General features: G+C 43.7%; 18 protein-coding genes and 1 tRNA gene. 14 read left to right on the plus strand and 5 right to left on the minus strand.

Annotated elements, in window-relative coordinates:
• Window positions 1–186: 186 nt before the first annotated feature.
• Entirely contained in the window at window positions 187–1,605 is a 1,419-nt protein-coding gene (locus K401_RS0116860) for a PQQ-dependent sugar dehydrogenase (RefSeq protein WP_024294048.1), read from the plus strand.
• A 35-nt stretch (window positions 1,606–1,640) separates the two neighbouring features.
• Window positions 1,641–2,153, plus strand: a complete 513-nt coding sequence (locus tag K401_RS0116865) for a hypothetical protein (protein ID WP_024294049.1) — start codon at window positions 1,641–1,643, stop codon at window positions 2,151–2,153.
• Window positions 2,154–2,740: 587 nt separating this feature from the next.
• Here K401_RS0116865 and K401_RS32950 read toward each other — a convergent pair.
• Together K401_RS32950 and K401_RS34245 are read right to left on the minus strand one after the other, a co-directional pair.
• Window positions 2,741–3,349, minus strand: a complete 609-nt coding sequence (locus K401_RS32950) for an AAA family ATPase (protein WP_156945289.1) — start codon at window positions 3,347–3,349, stop codon at window positions 2,741–2,743.
• Window positions 3,238–3,813, minus strand: coding sequence for an AAA family ATPase (locus K401_RS34245; RefSeq protein WP_024294051.1), 576 nt, complete (start codon window positions 3,811–3,813; stop codon window positions 3,238–3,240). Before K401_RS34245 ends, K401_RS32950 begins: the two co-directional genes overlap by 112 nt.
• 525 nt (window positions 3,814–4,338) lie before the next feature.
• On the opposite strand from K401_RS34245, the gene K401_RS0116885 reads away from it, so the two are divergent.
• From K401_RS0116885 to vanX, 8 genes are all read left to right on the plus strand, one after another.
• Window positions 4,339–5,004: a response regulator transcription factor gene (locus K401_RS0116885; RefSeq protein WP_024294052.1), complete on the plus strand. Its 666-nt coding sequence runs from the start codon at window positions 4,339–4,341 to the stop codon at window positions 5,002–5,004.
• Between the two features lie 237 nt (window positions 5,005–5,241).
• Window positions 5,242–5,907, plus strand: a complete 666-nt coding sequence (locus K401_RS0116890) for a response regulator transcription factor (RefSeq protein WP_024294053.1) — start codon at window positions 5,242–5,244, stop codon at window positions 5,905–5,907.
• Complete coding sequence (locus K401_RS0116895) at window positions 5,904–7,238, plus strand: sensor histidine kinase (protein WP_024294054.1); 1,335 nt, start codon at window positions 5,904–5,906, stop codon at window positions 7,236–7,238. The genes K401_RS0116890 and K401_RS0116895 overlap by 4 nt, the downstream gene beginning before the upstream one ends.
• A gap of 223 nt (window positions 7,239–7,461) precedes the next feature.
• Window positions 7,462–8,259 (plus strand): M15 family metallopeptidase, encoded by a 798-nt coding sequence (locus tag K401_RS0116900; RefSeq protein ID WP_051464052.1) that lies wholly within the window; start codon window positions 7,462–7,464, stop codon window positions 8,257–8,259.
• A gap of 113 nt (window positions 8,260–8,372) precedes the next feature.
• Complete coding sequence (vanW, locus tag K401_RS0116905) at window positions 8,373–9,200, plus strand: glycopeptide resistance accessory protein VanW (protein WP_034620199.1); 828 nt, start codon at window positions 8,373–8,375, stop codon at window positions 9,198–9,200.
• The gene (gene vanH, locus K401_RS0116910; protein ID WP_024294057.1) at window positions 9,197–10,168 is read left to right on the plus strand and encodes a D-lactate dehydrogenase VanH; all 972 of its coding nucleotides are present in this window, start codon (window positions 9,197–9,199) and stop codon (window positions 10,166–10,168) included. The genes vanW and vanH overlap by 4 nt, the downstream gene beginning before the upstream one ends.
• Window positions 10,161–11,192 (plus strand): D-alanine--(R)-lactate ligase, encoded by a 1,032-nt coding sequence (gene vanA / locus K401_RS0116915; protein ID WP_024294058.1) that lies wholly within the window; start codon window positions 10,161–10,163, stop codon window positions 11,190–11,192. Before vanH ends, vanA begins: the two co-directional genes overlap by 8 nt.
• 5 nt (window positions 11,193–11,197) lie before the next feature.
• Window positions 11,198–11,806, plus strand: a complete 609-nt coding sequence (gene vanX, locus K401_RS0116920) for a D-Ala-D-Ala dipeptidase VanX (protein ID WP_024294059.1) — start codon at window positions 11,198–11,200, stop codon at window positions 11,804–11,806.
• 165 nt (window positions 11,807–11,971) lie between these two features.
• On the opposite strand, the gene K401_RS0116925 is transcribed toward vanX, so the two are convergent.
• A tRNA-Ser gene (locus K401_RS0116925) sits at window positions 11,972–12,057 on the minus strand.
• Between the two features lie 296 nt (window positions 12,058–12,353).
• Between K401_RS0116925 and K401_RS0116930 the strand changes: the two genes are divergently transcribed.
• The 3 genes from K401_RS0116930 (at window position 12,354) to K401_RS0116940 (ending at window position 15,173) form a co-directional block, all read left to right on the plus strand.
• Window positions 12,354–12,575 (plus strand): HPr family phosphocarrier protein, encoded by a 222-nt coding sequence (locus K401_RS0116930; RefSeq protein ID WP_024294060.1) that lies wholly within the window; start codon window positions 12,354–12,356, stop codon window positions 12,573–12,575.
• A 189-nt stretch (window positions 12,576–12,764) separates the two neighbouring features.
• Window positions 12,765–14,348 carry a ClC family H(+)/Cl(-) exchange transporter gene (locus K401_RS0116935; RefSeq protein ID WP_024294061.1) on the plus strand — a complete coding sequence of 528 codons (1,584 nt, stop codon included), beginning with the start codon at window positions 12,765–12,767 and terminating at the stop codon, window positions 14,346–14,348.
• 87 nt (window positions 14,349–14,435) lie between these two features.
• Window positions 14,436–15,173 carry a peptidoglycan recognition protein family protein gene (locus K401_RS0116940; protein ID WP_029694878.1) on the plus strand — a complete coding sequence of 246 codons (738 nt, stop codon included), beginning with the start codon at window positions 14,436–14,438 and terminating at the stop codon, window positions 15,171–15,173.
• A 58-nt stretch (window positions 15,174–15,231) separates the two neighbouring features.
• On the opposite strand, the gene K401_RS0116945 is transcribed toward K401_RS0116940, so the two are convergent.
• A complete protein-coding gene (locus tag K401_RS0116945; protein WP_024294063.1) occupies window positions 15,232–15,657 on the minus strand; it encodes a C-GCAxxG-C-C family protein in 426 nt (141 codons plus the stop codon).
• A gap of 42 nt (window positions 15,658–15,699) precedes the next feature.
• Window positions 15,700–16,476 (minus strand): TMEM164 family acyltransferase, encoded by a 777-nt coding sequence (locus K401_RS0116950; RefSeq protein WP_024294064.1) that lies wholly within the window; start codon window positions 16,474–16,476, stop codon window positions 15,700–15,702.
• Window positions 16,477–16,686: 210 nt separating this feature from the next.
• Here K401_RS0116950 and K401_RS0116955 point away from each other — a divergent pair, with 210 nt between their 5' ends.
• The gene (locus K401_RS0116955; RefSeq protein WP_024294065.1) at window positions 16,687–17,460 is read left to right on the plus strand and encodes a basic amino acid ABC transporter substrate-binding protein; all 774 of its coding nucleotides are present in this window, start codon (window positions 16,687–16,689) and stop codon (window positions 17,458–17,460) included.
• The last annotated feature ends 11 nt before the right edge of the window (window positions 17,461–17,471 follow it).

Consider the following 17,471-nt stretch of genomic DNA (forward strand, 5'->3'; position numbering starts at 1 on the left):
TTAGTCTGGCATGAAATTCATCTAGACAAAGGAGTGTGATTTCCTGTATTTTCCGGCAGGTTATCCGGGGGTGTACTTATAAAGAACCAAACTTATGAAGCAGCATTGTCAGTGAACTCCCCTTTTGGCAAACAGTACTAATAGAACAGAATTAATCATATTCTAATAAAAAAAGGAGATAAAAATTTGATAAAGGTTAATGTCAATTTACGTCCCATTACCAGTAATATTAATTTACCCACTGTTTTGAAAACAGCAATACTTCCGGGCGATCTCACAGAGAGTTTATTTATAGCAACTCAGGTAGGAGAAATCTTATATGTAACAAACGAAAATATAAGGACTTTTTTAGATATTCGTCCGCAAATAATAAATCTGGGCGTTTCCAGCGGCGGATATGATGAACGGGGGCTGCTGGGACTGGCGTTTCATCCAGAGTTTTATTATAATGGCTTGTTTTATCTGCATTATTCAGTAGCAGGGACACAAGGACCGGGTGCCCTTCCTGGATCATTTCAGCCTGATCCCTGTGATCCTGAAACTTTAAATCTACAGTGGATAAACAGAGAAACGGAATTTGACCATATCGATACTGTTGAAGAGTGGGGGTTACAAGCTAATGGTCAATCTCAAAAACAACGGACATTACTTAATTTGAGAAGGCCGTTTATGAATCATAATGGCGTTAATAGTTTGAATTTTTCACCTGAAACAGGAAAACTCGTTTTAACAACCGGAGATGGCGGCTCAGGATATGATCCGTTTAATTTAAGTCAGAATGATATGGAAATAGCCGGCAAAATAATTGAAATTGATGTAAGTAAGAATCCATCCATCGATAATCCTTCCCCAGTCACACGCTTTGACGAGATCCCAGTGCCTGTTCAGGATACGCTTACGGTAATTGCCAAAGGGGTTCGCAATCCTACAGGAATTTCCTATCAGCGATCCAATGGTCAATACATTAAATATGTAGGAAATGTGGGACAGGACCTGGAAGAATCCATTTTTTCTTTTATTTTCTATAGACCAATGCCGGTCACACAGCTTGTTCAATCAGCTTTAACGGGATCCGGTTCCAGCCAGGAAAAAGCATATATTAACCTAGGCTGGCGGGGGTGGGAAGGATCTTTTCCTACTTCGATGATCAATAACTGTTCTGCAAACCCTGCATTAGATGAGAAAACCATAGCTTATTACGATGAAGCAATAAAAACTGCAGTATTTCGTATTCACCCGATAACCAGTTATTTTCATGAAGACCCACGTCCTGACAAGTTTAGAGGAACAGCACTTACAGGGGTCCAGCCGTATATGGGGAGTGAAATCCCTGACTTAAGGGGAAGCCTCTTGTTTACTGACTTTGCCCGAAATGAAGAGCCCCGTTTTCCGGCCAGAGGCACGCTGGCCTATACCAGAATAAGGACAGATTTCAGACCAAACGATTTTAGTGTGATTCAAACCAATTATGACTTTGGATCTCAGTCCTCCTTTTATGTCAGTCTGGGAACGAACCTGGATCAGACCAAATTATATTTGGGGGCTTATGGTTCTTCCAATGTAACAGATTTCAATCAAGGCACTGTTTTTGAAATTCTTCCTTGATTTGAGACCAATTTCATATAAATGGAGTATTTAAAGTGAAAAAAATAAATATGGTCTGGCTTATTTGTATTGGAGGCTTATTAACAACAATAACGGTGCTGTTCCAATCAGCACCTGTATTTTTACCTGCCATTGGATTAGCTTTGAGTCCATTTAGTACACTGCCTGTTGCAATAGCCGCAGTATTTCACGTTTCTCTTGGTTTTGCCGTACTTTTTTCATCTTCACTGATTCTTGTTGTATTCAATATACAAGAAGCTGTCATTCTTTTCTTTACAACAGGGGCATTAGGCATGGTAATAGGAACATTGCTTTACAGGAAAGGAATATTTATTTCTATATTCATTTCAAGCATAGCCTTATCTCTAGGGATGATGTGCTTAACTTACATAATACATATTTCAGCCTTCACGGACTTAACAGGTTCTTTATCAATCCCGTTGACTTTTTTGATTTTTTATATATTTTCGCTTGTTTACGCAACCATCTGGAATATTTGCTTTAAAAAATTTATGGGTTATCTGATTAAAATAAAGCCAATTACTTAGCATGGATCCGTCTTCCGGCTCAAGCCCCTTTTAACTAGCTGCGATAGCAGCTAAGAAGTTATGCACCGTGGAGCGAGACACCTGTGGGCAAGTAGCGGAGCGGATTGAGAATATCCGATTGACTTCATAGGAGAATTCCTTAAAAAGTCTGGATACTGCATATACTTAATGGTAAAATAGAATTGTTTCAGGAATAAACATGTCGAAGAGGAAGGAATGATAAGAAGGGCATATGAAGTATTGAAAACAGATGCTAAAATCCTTACGTCGCTTGCTTCATGTGAATTTAGTCCTCTGATGGCGGAGTTTATTGATAAATATGGCATCAGATGGTGCTTGTTTGTATAATGCGGGTTCTTGATATAATGGGAGCAATACCTGCAACAACCTCTCACTCTAAGAAATTAAATTACAGAAAAAACAATAAACCACTTTCTTACCGAGGTAAGAGGGTTACCGGAAACGGTAGTTATTTATGAATATTAAAAAGCAGCAGAACCGCCTCACAAACAGGCTTCTGCTGCTTTTTCTATTTTATGAAACCGCGGTTCATAGTCTGATATGCATCTCTTAGGCCTGGTAGGGATTCATATAGGATCTTTTAATAGAGTCATCGTTCCATATTTTTTCAAAAGATATTCCTTTAAAAGGCTTGAATCAGGCTGAACCAATATATCAGTCAAAGTGTAGAACCGGGATTCTTGATATTCATTCATATCAACGACAGCGACCTTATCGTACTGTAACTGTTTATTATTTAATATAAAGCTATCATTGGTTGTGAAAATAAGCTGAATATTCTTGTTGTCTTCCTGATAGAAGGAATCTACTATAAATTTAATAACAGTTGATTGAAACTCATTGGTGATATTGTCAATTATTAATATCCCCCCTGTTTGAGATAACTCATATACTTTTATAAAAAAACATAGATATTTTATTGTATTCATAGATACGCTTGTATAGTCCGTATGGTATATTATAAACTTGCCTGTATCCCGGGATTTAATACGAAATCCAAGTTTGGGAACACCATGTTCAATGATAAAATCTTCTATTGGAAATCCAAGTTTTTGAAGTTGGTTCAGACTGTAATTGAGCGCATCAGAATTCTCAAAAATTTGGTATATATTTCTTTCTGTTTCCATATCCCTAAGAGATTGGAATGATTCAAAAGTATTAAAATAATAAACCATATGAAAATCTCTCTGTCAGTTCTTGTATATACCATATGATGATCCACAATTAGATGTTCTGCGAGAATATTCTGGTCCTTGATAGTGAATCCATATTCATAAATATGCCGGTTGCTAAGAAAGGAAAGTTCCATTTCTGTAGGCTGTGGATCAGTCTCAGTTATTTGATATGGAATAATCTTAGTCCTGCTGTTTGACCTTAAATGCGGAACAAGATAAATGCCCGGAATTGTTTTCAGGGGAAAAAGCTGTTTGAAGATAAGAGCCTGGAAACCGGAAAATGCAAGAAGCAAATTCGTTTTTCCGCTTGCATCATTCCCGTAGACAGCTAAGGTTTTGAGTAAATATTTGTTTTCAAAAGGGGCTAAATGATTTGTAAAGTCTTTACAGCAATCCGTCTTCATATCAATAAATGTCTCGTCATAAAAGGAACGGAAGTTTTTAAAGCGAAAAGAAATAATCATTATATTGTACCTCCATTATGCAACTGATAATAAGAAATAAATTCAAATTATGACACATTGAAAAAGATCCATTACCATATATACCAGAACAATATTTCAAATGCTTATTCCAGACAGCATTGATTTTTACTGCCAATACTATCGGTCAGATATATTTTTGGGGAATATATTGATATATGAATCATACTGATAAATTCATATAATTTTACCGTAAGGAAATCTTAATTTTTTATTATTTATATATTGTTAATAAATCGTTTGAGTATGATTAAAGTGAGCTTAAATCAGCAGGATTAATGAAGGGACGAGCAGTTTTAACGGATATGAAAATAGATAATATAATGGTTTTTATTTGAGATCCCCGTCCAAGGACTGCGGCCGAAAGTCCGGGACAAAAAAGTCAAGCGGATATTCGCAATCCGCTCCTCTATTTGCTTGATTCGGTTAAAATATGAATGGAAATAATTTAGAAACTACAGAGGAACTACAGATTGCTGTGTTATCTTGTTAGGGGAGGATACATTTATGTCGATACGAATTCTGCTTGTCGAGGACGATGAGCATATCTGCAGCATTGTCAAAGCTTTTTTATATGAAGCGGGATATCAAGTGGACGCCTGCCTGGACGGTGACGAAGCGTACGCCAGGTTTTATGACAACACCTATCAGCTTGTCATTCTCGATATCATGCTGCCGGGAATAAACGGGCATGTGCTTTTAAGAGAGTTTCGCAAGATTAACAATACCCCTATTCTGATGATGACTGGGCTTTCTGATGATGAGAATCAAATCAAGGCGTTTGACGGGGAGGCGGATGATTATGTGACAAAACCGTTTAAGATTCAGCTTCTGCTGAAACGTGTGGAAGCCTTGCTCCGGCGAAGCGGCACATTGGCAAAAGAAGTTCGCTGCGGCAGACTGACGCTTCTGCCGGAGGACTTTAAAGCATTCTACGATAACCAAGAGCTGATCTTCACTTACAAAGAATTTGAAATTCTTTTGCTTTTGGTACAGAACAGAGGCAGGACCGTATCTCATGAAATTATCCTGTCCCGAGTGTGGGGCTATGATTTTAACGGTGACAGAAGCACTTTGCATTCCCACATCAGAAACCTGCGGTCAAAGCTGCCTGAGAATATTATCAAAACAGTTCGCAAGGTGGGGTATAGGGTGAAGGACAAAACGGAATGAAAGATGCAGCCACCCATTCTCCACGATGATAACAGGTTATTAATAATAGCTTTGACGATTTGATATTATTTGTTTGAGCGTATATAATAATGTCAGCAATGGAGATGTCCATATGGGCTGTTCCCCAAATTGCCGGGAGTGCTTCTGACGGACGAATGAAATCTGAACGGACAAAATCTTAAAACTACAGGAAAAATACAGATTGCTGTGTTATCCTTTTTGCGGAGGAATGTATTTATGTCTATACGAATCCTGCTTGTCGAGGATGACGAGCATATATGCAATACCGTCAAAACCTTTTTATCCGAAGCCGGATATAAAGTAGACGCCTGCTCAGATGGGAACGAAGCGTATGGGAAATTCTATGACAATATATATCAGCTTGTTATTCTCGACATTATGCTGCCCGGTATGGATGGGCATGAGCTTTTGCGGGAGCTGCGCAAGCTAAGTAATACGCCCGTTCTGATGATGACTGCGCTTTCTGATGACGAAAATCAAATTATGGCTTTTGACGCAGAAGCGGATGACTATGTGACGAAACCGTTCAAAATTCAGCTTTTGCTCAAACGGGTGGAGTCTCTGCTCCGGCGCAGCGGTGCGCTGGAAAAAGAAGTCCGCTATGGTAATCTGATTCTCCTTCCGGAGAATTTTGGGGCAAGCTATGATGGTCAGGAACTGCCATTGACACGCAAAGAATTTGAACTTCTTTTGCTGCTGATTCAGAACAAGGGCCGAACTCTGTCTCACGAAATCATATTATCCCGCGTGTGGGGATATGACTTTGATGGTGACGGCAGTACCGTGCACACTCATATCAAAAATCTGCGGGCAAAGCTGCCGGAGAATATTATCAAAACAGTTCGTGGCGTGGGGTACCGGTTGGAGGGGAAGTCTGAATGATAAAGCATGGGATTTTCATTAAAGTATTTACCTACACGGTAATTGCCGTATTGCTGCTTGTCAGCGTGATGGCAGTACTGTTTTCGGGGCAATTTATGTTGTTCTACAGAACATTGCAGAACCGTCAAATAGTAGCTTCATATCAACCTTTGGTAAAACGGATTCAGACAGGCAATACCAATGACATTGCTTCAATGGGACAACGCTTTCATGAAAACAACCAGTCGTTTGTATTCCTCGTTGTGGATAATAAAGGCGATCCCATATATGCCACACCAAACGCTAATACATCAGACAATTTTCGCGGCGACTTTTTCTTTGTTGTGCATAAGGATACGGACTTCTCCGTTATTGCACAAAACAGGACGGGATTAGAATCTCTTTATCGTGATTTAGCTATTAGAGTATTTGCTGTATTTGCTGTGATGCTTGCGCTCAGCCTTTTTTGCGCATACGTTTTTGCGAAGCAAATTACCAAACCAATCAGGCAGCTTGTAAACAGCGCCGGGAGAATGGCAAATCTTGAAGAAGTCCCGCCGCCGGTAGAGCGTAAAGACGAACTTGGTGTATTGGCTCATGACATTTATTTCATGTACGAAAAACTGAAAGAGACCATATCCCAATTGGAAAATGAAATCTTGCGTGTACGTGAGTTGGAAGAAACGCAGCGGTATTTCTTTTCGGCAGCTTCTCATGAGCTGAAAACGCCTATCGCGGCTACAAGTGTCTTGTTAGAGGGGATGCTTGAAAATATAGGCGATTACAAAGACCGCCCCAAATATCTTCGCGAGTGTGTGAGAATGATGGACGTACAGGGCAAAACGATTTCAGAAATACTTGAAATCGTAAGTCTGAACAATGGGAAAATTGCGCCTGTTCCTGAAAAACTGAATATCGGAGATACGGTTTTGGGTATGCTGCCTGACTATCAGCTTATATCGGAAGCAAACGACTTGCGTATCATTACGGATATTCCTGCCGGAATTAACTGCCTTATAGATCCTAAAATGTTTCAAAAGGCAATTTCCAATATCATATTGAATGCGGTGCAGAATACGCCCAAAGGGGGCGAGGTTCGGATATGGGGCGAACAGGCAGCAGAGCAATTCCGCCTTTGCGTAATGAATACTGGAGCGAGGATTGACGATGGGGTTCTGCCGAAGCTGTTTGACCCGTTCTACCGCGTGGATAAGGCGCGGAGCCGGGAAATTGGACGGAGCGGCCTGGGACTGACCATTGTGCGGAAAACACTGGAAGCCATGAACATCAATTTTGCTTTAGAAAATACCCCGGATGGAGTTCTGTTTTGGATGGACTTGCCAAAAGCATGAGCTGCCATAAGGAGAAAATGAATTTGAGGACAGAAAAGCAAGACACTCTTACCAAATAAAACAATCCATCGCTTAGACCGGCAGGGTTATCCCTGCCGGTCTTTTTTCTCACCGCTACAGACAAATTACAGGCTGGCTACAGGGGAAATACAGATGGGTTTGCCATAATAGCAATCGTGGCACACATAGGTATTTGTATCTTTGAAAGGAGGCTTTTTTGCAAATGGGAAAAAAAGCAGATGAACGTAAGCTGAGTCGTCATAAACGTCGGGCGAAGCGGTATCATAAAAGGCCGTTTGTCTCATGTGGGTTCCTTATCGTTCTGGCAGCTGCCGCTGGTTTGCTATGGAACAGACAACTTCCTGCACGTGATACAAATTCCTTGCTTGACCCCCCTCTGTTAATCGAGAGCAGTGCGAATGTGAAGCCGGATGAAATGTCCGGCGGTACAGCAAAAGAAGTTTTAGATGAAGCGGAGTGGAGCCTTATTCTGGTAAACAAGTGGAATCCCATCCCCGCCGGATACGACGTAGAACTAAAGCGGCTGTGGAATGGGGAATCCGTTGATATCCGGATTTACCCTGCACTCCAAAAAATGTTTGATGCCGCAAGGGCAGATGGAGTTTATCCCATTGTCGCATCCGGATACAGAACAACGGAAAAACAGCAAAAAATCATGAATGAAAAAATCGCCGTTTATGAGGCGGAGGGTTATTCCCCTGCAAAGGCCCAAAAGGAGGCGGAGGCCTGGGTGGCTGTTCCTGGGACGAGCGAACATCAGCTCGGAATTGCGGTGGACATTAATGCAGACGGTATTCATTCTTCTGGAAATGAAGTTTACGGGTGGCTGAACGAAAACGCCTATCGTTTCGGCTTTATCCGCCGCTATCCGCCCGATAAAACGGAACTCACTGGAGTCAGCAACGAGCCGTGGCATTACCGTTATGTTGGTATTGCGGCCGCCACAGAAATGTATGAGCAAAACCTTTGCCTTGAAGAATACTTGAATACCCAAGACTGAAAGGCGATTTGCCATGGACAAAAGGCCTGAGTGCTGCACAGAGTTACAAACAGCAGTGTTGAGTGATCCTATGAGAGCGGTGGGATTTATGAATTAAGCAAGGAGGTGCTCTTGTGAGCAGAAAAAGAGTGACGCAAATATTTCCTTTCCTGTTGCCTGTCAGGGAGATGCAGCGAAAGATGTGCTTTTATGCCAGAATGCAATATGACAACTGTCATTATACGGAAATCATTGATAACAATCAGCTTCCTTATGTACTCTTTAAAGCAGGTTGTGCATTATACAACAGCAATACCGGATTTGATATGGTATTTCAAGAAAACAAGGTATTTAACCTAAAGCTGGCGGCAAATACATTAAACGGCATTTTGATCCGGCCGGGTGACACTTTTTCTTTTTGGAGGCTTGTACGCAATGGGGACAAGCATATTCCCTATAAAGACGGACTTACGGTGATAAACGGCAAGCTCACCACCAGGCCGGGCGGTGGAATGTGTCAAATGAGCAATTTGTTGTTTTGGATGTTTCTTCACACGCCTCTGACGGTCGTTGAGCGGAGCGGACATAAGGTCAAGGAGTTTCCGGAACCCAACAGTGACGAAATCAAAGGGGTGGACGCAACGATCTCTGAGGGATGGCTTGATCTTAAGGCAAGGAATGATACCAAATGCACCTATCAAATTTCAGTGACGTTTGATGATGAAAATATCGTCGGCATGGTGCTTGTTGATAAGCGGCCCCAAGTGCTGTACCGAGTTGTAAACGGCAGCACCCAGTATTGCCGTGAAAGCGGAGGGATTTATGAATACGCAAAAGTTGAAAGAGCAGAAATTGACGCGGATACCGGGAAAGTAACAGGCCAAAAGCTGCTTTATACAAACAAATGTAAAATCTGCTACCCCCTTCCGGAAAACGTGGAAATTCAGGAGGCAAAAAGATGACTGAAAATTTTGGCATAACTGTTTATGGCTGCGAGCCGGATGAAGCGGAGATGTTCCGCCGGCTGTCGCCTGCTCTCTGTATCACCCCCACCATGGTAAGTGATGCGGTATCAGAAACCAACGCAAGATTAGCTGCCGGCAATCAATGCGTCAGCGTGGGACACAAGTCCGAGGTTTCCGAATCCGTTATTCTTGCGCTGAGAGACGCAGGAGTGAAGTATATTTCAACCCGAAGCATCGGCTGCAATCATATTGACATAAAGGCCGCCGGGAGAATGGGCATCTCTGTGGGCACCGTGGCGTATTCGCCGGACAGCGTTGCGGATTATACCTTGATGCTGATGCTGATGGCAGCACGGAACGCAAAATCCACCATACATTCTGTGGAAAAACAGGATTTCAGCCTGAACAGCATTCGGGGAAAGGAGCTGCGGGACATGACCGTAGGTGTTCTTGGGACGGGCCGTATTGGGAAAGCGGTGATGGAACGGCTGCAGGGCTTTGGCTGTTATGTGCTGGCTTATGATTCCAACCAAAGAACAGAGGGAAACTATGTTTCACTTTATGAGCTGCTGAGCAGCAGCGATATTGTCACACTTCATGTACCGCTGGGCGAGGATACGCGCCATATTATCGGTCGTGATCAAATTAGGAAAATGAAGCGGGGCGCGGTTCTGATCAACACGGGGCGTGGCGCGCTTATAGATACCGGTGCGCTGGTGGAGGCATTGAAAAGCGGAATGCTGGGAGGGGCGGCCTTGGATGTATTGGAGGGAGAGGAGGAAATCTTTTACTCCGATTGCTCACTAAAACCAATCAATCATCCATTTTTGCAGCAGCTGCAAAGGATGCCAAATGTAATAATCACACCTCACACGGCTTACTATACCCAAGGGATGCTGCGTGAAACGGTTGACAATACAATGAAGAACTGTTTAAGTTTTGAAAGGAGCCTGAAAGATGAATAAAATAAAAGTTGCAATCCTGTTTGGTGGCTGCTCCGAGGAACATGATGTGTCGGTAAAATCCGCAATGGAGATTGCCGCAAACATTGACACTGAAAAATACCAGCCCATATACATTGGAATTACAAAATCCGGTGCATGGAAGCTGTGCGAAAAACCGTGCACAGAATGGGAAGAACTCAGCTGCTGCAGTGCCATACTCTCACCGGATAAAGAAATGCATGGGCTGATAGTGAACAGAAACCATAAATATGAAATTCAACCTGTTGATGTGGTATTTCCGGTTTTGCACGGCAAGTGGGGGGAGGATGGGTCAATACAGGGCCTGTTTGAATTATCCGGCCTCCCCTATGTGGGCTGTGATATTCAAAGCTCCGCGGTTTGTATGGACAAATCACTGGCGTACATCCTTGTGAAAAACGCGGGAATCCCTGTTCCTGAATTCCAGATGATTCGTAAAAACGACAGGCCGGCAGCAGATAAGTTTTCCTATCCGGTTTTTGTGAAGCCCGCGCGGTCAGGGTCATCATTTGGCGTGAATAAAGTTAATAATGCAGAGGAATTGGATGCTGCAATTGAAGCGGCGGGACAATATGACACAAAAATCTTAGTTGAGCAGGCTGTTTTGGGCTGTGAGGCCGGCTGTGCCGTATTGGGAGAGGGTTCCCGGCTGATTGTCGGCGAGGTGGATCAAATCAGGCTGCGGCACGGTATTTTTCGCATTCATCAGGAAGCTCAGCCGGAAAAAGGTTCTGAAAACGCGATGCTCACCGTACCCGCAGACCTTCCGCCAGAGGTTCGGGAACGGATACGGGAAACTGCGAAAAAAATATATGGGGCACTGGGCTGCAGAGGTCTTGCCCGTGTTGATCTGTTTTTACAGGAGGATGGCCGCATTGTGCTGAACGAGGTCAATACCCTGCCAGGATTCACATCCTACAGCCGCTATCCCCGTATGATGGCTGCCGCAGGCATCACGCTTCCCCAATTGATTGACCGCCTGATCGAATTGGCGCAAAAGAGGTGACTACCATGGAAAAGGGATTTGTTTTTTTGGATGAAATTCTGCAGGGCGTCCGCTGGGATGCCAAGTATGCCACATGGGATAATTTCACAGGAAAACCGGTAGACGGATATGAAGTAAACCGCATCGTAGTAACTCAGGCCGTAGGACAGGCGCTGCGGGAAGCCAAAAGCCGGGCGGCGGCGCTTGGGTACGGTTTGCTGTTATGGGATGGGTACCGGCCAAAATGTGCGGTGGACTGTTTTCTTCACTGGGCCGCACAGCCGGAGGATCACCTCACAAAAGAAAGATATTATCCGAATATTAAGCGAGGCGAGATGATTGCAAAGGGATATGTGGCATCACATTCCAGCCATAGCCGCGGAAGTGCGGTGGATCTTACCCTTTACCACCTGGATACGGATACCCTTGTTCCCATGGGAAGCAGCTTCGACTTTATGGACGAGCGTTCCCACCATGCGGCAAAAGGAATTGGGGATATGGAGGCCCGGAACCGTGAGCGCCTGCGCTGCATCATGGAAAGCAGCGGGTTTAAAGCATATCGCTTTGAATGGTGGCATTATGTACTGATTAACGAACCGTACCCGAATACCTATTTTGATTTTCATGTTGCGTAGAGAAAAGTTCTGATTGATATAGTACGGCTGAACCTATTAGTAATTAAAGAACAAGAGGCTAAGACTCAGGGCCAGGCGTTTTTACAGGCATACTAAAAATGCCCCAAAGGGGCGCAGAAAAAGAAAAGAGCCTGCTGCGAACATTGACCGCAAACAGGCTCATAGCGGAAGCGGTGGGATTCGAACCCACGTGCCCTTGCGGACAACCGCATTTCGAGTGCGGCTCGTTATGACCACTTCGATACGCTTCCATTTAATAATTATTCAGTTTCGGAGCAAACGCATAAAAACCACAGAAATCCAGCCTTTGCACCAATTTATCTGATACTTCGCTCTTAAGAAAAGACGAACGATACAATTATACACGAAAAGTACAGTTTTGGGTAGTACTTTTAGTAAAATTTTTGTTTTTTCCCGTATAAGCTTTTGTACTATGGAAATAATAGGAATGTATATGAAAAAGTACTTATTTTTTCTGGAATGCTCGTTTGTTTTTTGTTAAAAAAAGAGATAAAATAATTAGGATCATGGCAAAGGGGTGCTTAAGGTGAGACACTTAAAACACACGTTTTCTACAGTAGAAGAATTGGTTGCATTTGTGGTAAGGGCAGAAAAGTGTAACTGTGATGTTAAAGTTGTTTATAATCAACTGGTTATTGACGGAAAGTCACTGATGGGTATTATGATTATCGGCATTGGAAAACAGGTAGAAATTATTTGCTATAATACGGCTGTTTCTCCTGAAGAACTAGTGGGCCATGCAGCTTGAAAACCAGATACAAATAAAATCAATAAACCGGTCCCAGCTTCTTAAAATAGAAAGCGGGGACCGGTTTATTTTATAAAAAATGCGGTTTTTCCTTGCAAACAGGATTTTAAGGGAATATAATCTTATATTGTTTGCAAGGGATTACTTGTAAATGAATAACATGGTATTTGACTTAAAGGAGGTAATATTATGGAGACTGAAGGCCACACGGTAAAGAAAACCATAAACCGTTACCGCAGTTTTCGCTATGCATTAATACTGGAAGGCATTGTCATAGGGGCCATATCAGGAGCGGTTGTTGTGCTTTTCCGGTATCTGTTAAGCTATGCGGATAAAATTCTGAACTCTGTTTTGGATTACGGAAAGGATCATATCTGGTTTATACCGGTATGGTTTATTTTTTTGGCAGCCGCGGCATTTGCTGTGGCCCTTTTGCTTAAATGGGAGGCTTTTATATCAGGAAGCGGAATTCCCCAGGTGGAAGGGGAGATGATCGGGGAACTGGATCCCTGCTGGTGGAAGGTTCTTGCAGCCAAGCTGGGCGGCGGTTTGCTGTCATTGGGGTGCGGCCTTTCCCTGGGAAGGGAAGGCCCAAGCATTCAGCTGGGCTCCATGGCTGCCAAGGGATTCTCACGGCTGACAAAAAGGGCCAAGACAGAGGAAAAGCTGCTTATCACCTGCGGAGCCAGCGCAGGGCTTTCGGCTGCTTTTAATGCCCCTATTGCAGGAGTTCTCTTTTCCCTGGAAGAGGTTCATAAACATTTCTCACCAGAGGTGCTGCTGTCCACCATGGCTTCCTCCATCACTGCCGATTTTGTATCCAAAAATGTCTTTGGAATGCAGCCTGTTTTTGACTTCCAGATCACACGGATGATGCCATTGCATACTTATGGCCATGTCATCCTTTTAGGCCTGATCATGGGAGGGATGGGCGTGGTATATAACACCTGCCTTTCAGGGACACAGGATTTATACCGGAAGATCCCCAGTCAGAACACAAGGCTTATGATTCCGTTTTTATCAGCCGGAGTGTTCGGTCTTATCTATCCCTATGTATTGGGCGGCGGTCATTCCCTGGTGGAGGTTTTGACTTCAGGGGAGATGATGTTTGGGTCTCTATGCCTGCTCCTGGTTTTGAAATTCGGTTTTTCCATGATAAGCTTTGGTTCGGGCGCTCCGGGAGGAATCTTTCTTCCGCTTTTGGTGCTTGGAGCTGTGATCGGAAGCATTTATTTCACTGCGGTCGGAATGGTGTCCCATTCGTTAGACGGGCTTTTGGATAACTTTATTATTTTAGGAATGGCCGGATATTTTTCTGCTATAGTCCGGGCGCCTATTACCGGCATTATTCTGATCAGTGAGATGACCGGCTCCTTTTCCCATTTGCTGACCTTGTCCATGGTGTCCCTGGCAGCCTATGTGGTTCCGGATCTGGTTCATTGTGCACCGGTATACGACCAGCTTCTTCACCGCCTTCTTTCAAGGCTGAACCCGGGGAAAGAGTCATCCCTTACAGGAGAAAAGGTTCTGGTGGAAGGCATGATTTTTCATGGAAGCGAGGCTGAGGGCCGTAAGGTTTCTGAAATCAGGTGGCCCAGGACCTGCCTGCTGATATCGTTAATGCGGGGAGAGGCTGAGTTTGTTCCAAGAGGGGAGACAAAGTTTACTGCAGGAGATAAAATCGTAGTCCTGTGCGATGAAACGGTACAGGGGGAGCTTCACCGGGTGCTCCGGGATGTGTGTGAGACTGTGAAAATGGGTCATAAGGCTTAAACGCATGAGATAAATACCATGTTTTAGGTTGACTTTTCCATAAAAAAAGACGTAAACTTAAGGAAATGGAAAATCAGGAGTTAAGACATGAAAAATCAGGGAATGGAAAGCCGTGACGAACTGGAACGCCGCCGCCGTGCCAGAGACCGGCGGAGGAAGCTGAAAAAGAAGCAGAAAAGAAAGCGGATGCTTTACATAGGGGCCTGGGTTCTTGCGCTGTCCGTTGTTTTAGCGGGGATCATATGGATCATGAGCCTGTTGTTTGCAAGAAATTATGTGGATTTAAAGAAGATTTCCATGCCGGAATGGGTCCAACAGGATTTTCTTGACCCCAATCCTTTTTCAAGACCAACAACGGAAATGAACCGGGTCAATGAAATAGTGATTCATTATGTGGCCAATCCAGGGACCACAGCCAAACAGAACATGAATTATTTCAACAGCCTCCAGGATCAGAAAGGGATTAAGAAAATCTCCGCCAGCAGCCATTTTATCATAGGGCTGGAGGGGGAGGTTCTTCAGGGGATACCCATTTATGAAATGGCCTATTCCACATCAAAGGAAAAAAATGTGGATACGGTTTCCATTGAATGCTGCCATCCCGATGAGACAGGAAAATTTAACGATGCTACCTATGATTCTCTGGTAAACCTGACTGCCTGGCTGTGCAGGAACCTGGGCCTGACGGAAAAAGATGTGATCAGGCATTACGATGCCACGGGAAAGGACTGTCCAAGGTATTTTGTGGCTCACGAGGATGCATGGAAGACATTCCTTTCAGATGTAAAGACTGCCAGAAAGCAGCCAATTGAAGAAGAAAAATAAAAAATAAAAATCTCCAATAGGCTCTGTTAAGCTTATTGGAGATTTCTCCATGGTCAGCTTATTCTTCATTAAATAATTCCCGTTCAATGATCCTTACGGCATCTGCGATGCAGTCATCGCAGGAGCGGAGGATATTTCCGGTTTCCACACCCTTTAAATCCTTGCAGATCACGCTTCCGTTCTGTTCCTTAAAATCTGACAGGCATTTTTTAGACGATTCATAGGAGGTCCGTTTGGAATCCGGCTTATGAAGGCGGGCAGAGCTGTTCTTTAGCCCGGAAAGCACGGCAGCAGCCCCGATGGCACCGCAGGTACCTTCCATGCCGCCCATACCAAGGCCCATGCCCTCCGTAAAGCGAAACATGGTTTCTTCGTCAATTCCTGTTTTATCACAGAAAACACAGGAGACAGCCTGTGCACAATTATATCCTTTTGCATGTTTGTTAAATGCTTCTTCCACTCTTTTCGATGTTGTATCTGACATGCTATGTTCCTCCTGAAATCATGGTATTGATTGAATTGCTGCCTAAGCTTCGGTCCTGGCGGAGAGTAAGCGAAATTTACTGAATATTATGTGAAACAGGAATCCTCCCAGACAGGTTGCAAACAGATAGACTGCATTTCCTGCGGATATTCCGTACTTTAACGCAATTTCATGAAAAACGATCTGGGCCGACGGGTAATAAGGCGAAATATAGAACATATCCGCCTGACCCAAAGGCTTTGCTGTCCGGTTAATAATAGAAGCAATGATACAGCAGACGAAAAACAGGGGAAGCGTCCGCACAAATCCAAAAAGCGAAGTATCGGAAAGCCGGGAGAATGCAATCGCCAGCCCTATATAAATCAAAAGCAGGTGCCAGACCAGGCCGTGAAGGGTTAAAAACCAGTAAGGATGAAACAGTCCTGAAGGTTCTGCCAGCGCCATGACGCCTCCTAAAAGGTTAAAATCCTGCATAAAGGTGCAGAGAACTCTTTGGCCGTCCCTAGAAGGGACCAGAGGCAGGATTAGGCAGAAATACATGGGAAGGCTGCACAGCTGAAATGGAAAATACCACCAGTTGTAGGTCTGTTCGTTTACCACATAATATAAAAAAAGCTGTTTCCAGCATTCGGTGGCAGCAAGAAGGAGGCCGCAGAAGAAAAGCAGCCGGGGAAGCCTGGAACTGTTTATTTTTCTGGTGGTGTAATAAGCCAGAAAAACCACAGCGGCAAGTCCTATGGCAATAAATATGATGTGGAACAGAGAATAAGGGGCCGGCGGATTCATGGGCCACGCTGTTTTTACAATGAAATCCTTCATAAATCAATACTGACCTTTCTTTCATGCTTCCAATTAAGCCATATTATATAGGATTGCCTGAAAACATGCAAGATAAATGAAAATACTTGGGAAAAATAAGAATCTTCTTCTTATTAAGTACTTGATTAATTCCGAAAATGCTATATAATGTATAACTGATACTTTATTCAATAATTATGCATGTTTGTGTATATAAGAGGAGGAATCATTATGAAAAAGAATGTAATCGCAATCGCGGGGGTTGTATGTATGGCAGCGTTATTAACTGCCTGTGCCGGTTCCGGAACAAAGACAGAGACAACTGCAGCAGGCCAGGATGAAGCTGCCGGAAAGCTGGTCATGGTGACCAACGCGGAATTTCCGCCCTATGAATATCATGATAATAACCAGATCGTTGGAATTGATGCGGATATTGCAAAGGCAATCGCTGACAAGATGGGTGTGGAGCTGGAAATTCAGGACATGGCCTTTGATTCCCTGATCCCGGCTGTTCAGTCCGGTAAAGCAGACTTTGCTGCAGCCGGTATGACCGTCAATGAAGACCGTAAGAAAAACGTTGATTTTACCGATACCTATGCAGAAGCAGCCCAGGTCATCATTGTAAAAGAAGGCAGCGAGATCAAGACACCGGATGATTTGACCGGAAAGAAGATCGGCGTACAGACCGGTACTACCGGAGATATTTATGCGGAGGATATTGAGAGTGCGGACATCCAGCGTTTTAATAAAGGAATGGAAGCAGTTATGGCGCTTACCCAGGGTAAGATTGATGCGGTTATCATTGACCGTGAGCCTGCAAAGGTGTTTGTTAAGGAAAATACAGGCTTAGTGATCCTTGATGAGGCATTTACTGAAGAAGAGTATGCCATTGCTATTAAAAAAGGCAACGCAGAGCTGTTAGAGAAGATGAACGGAGCCATCAAGGAATTAAAGGAATCCGGTGAATTAAAGAAGATCGTAGATAAATACATCACCGCGGAATAAGAAAAAGGATG

The organism is Lacrimispora indolis DSM 755 (assembly GCF_000526995.1).
GTDB lineage: Bacteria > Bacillota > Clostridia > Lachnospirales > Lachnospiraceae > Lacrimispora > Lacrimispora indolis.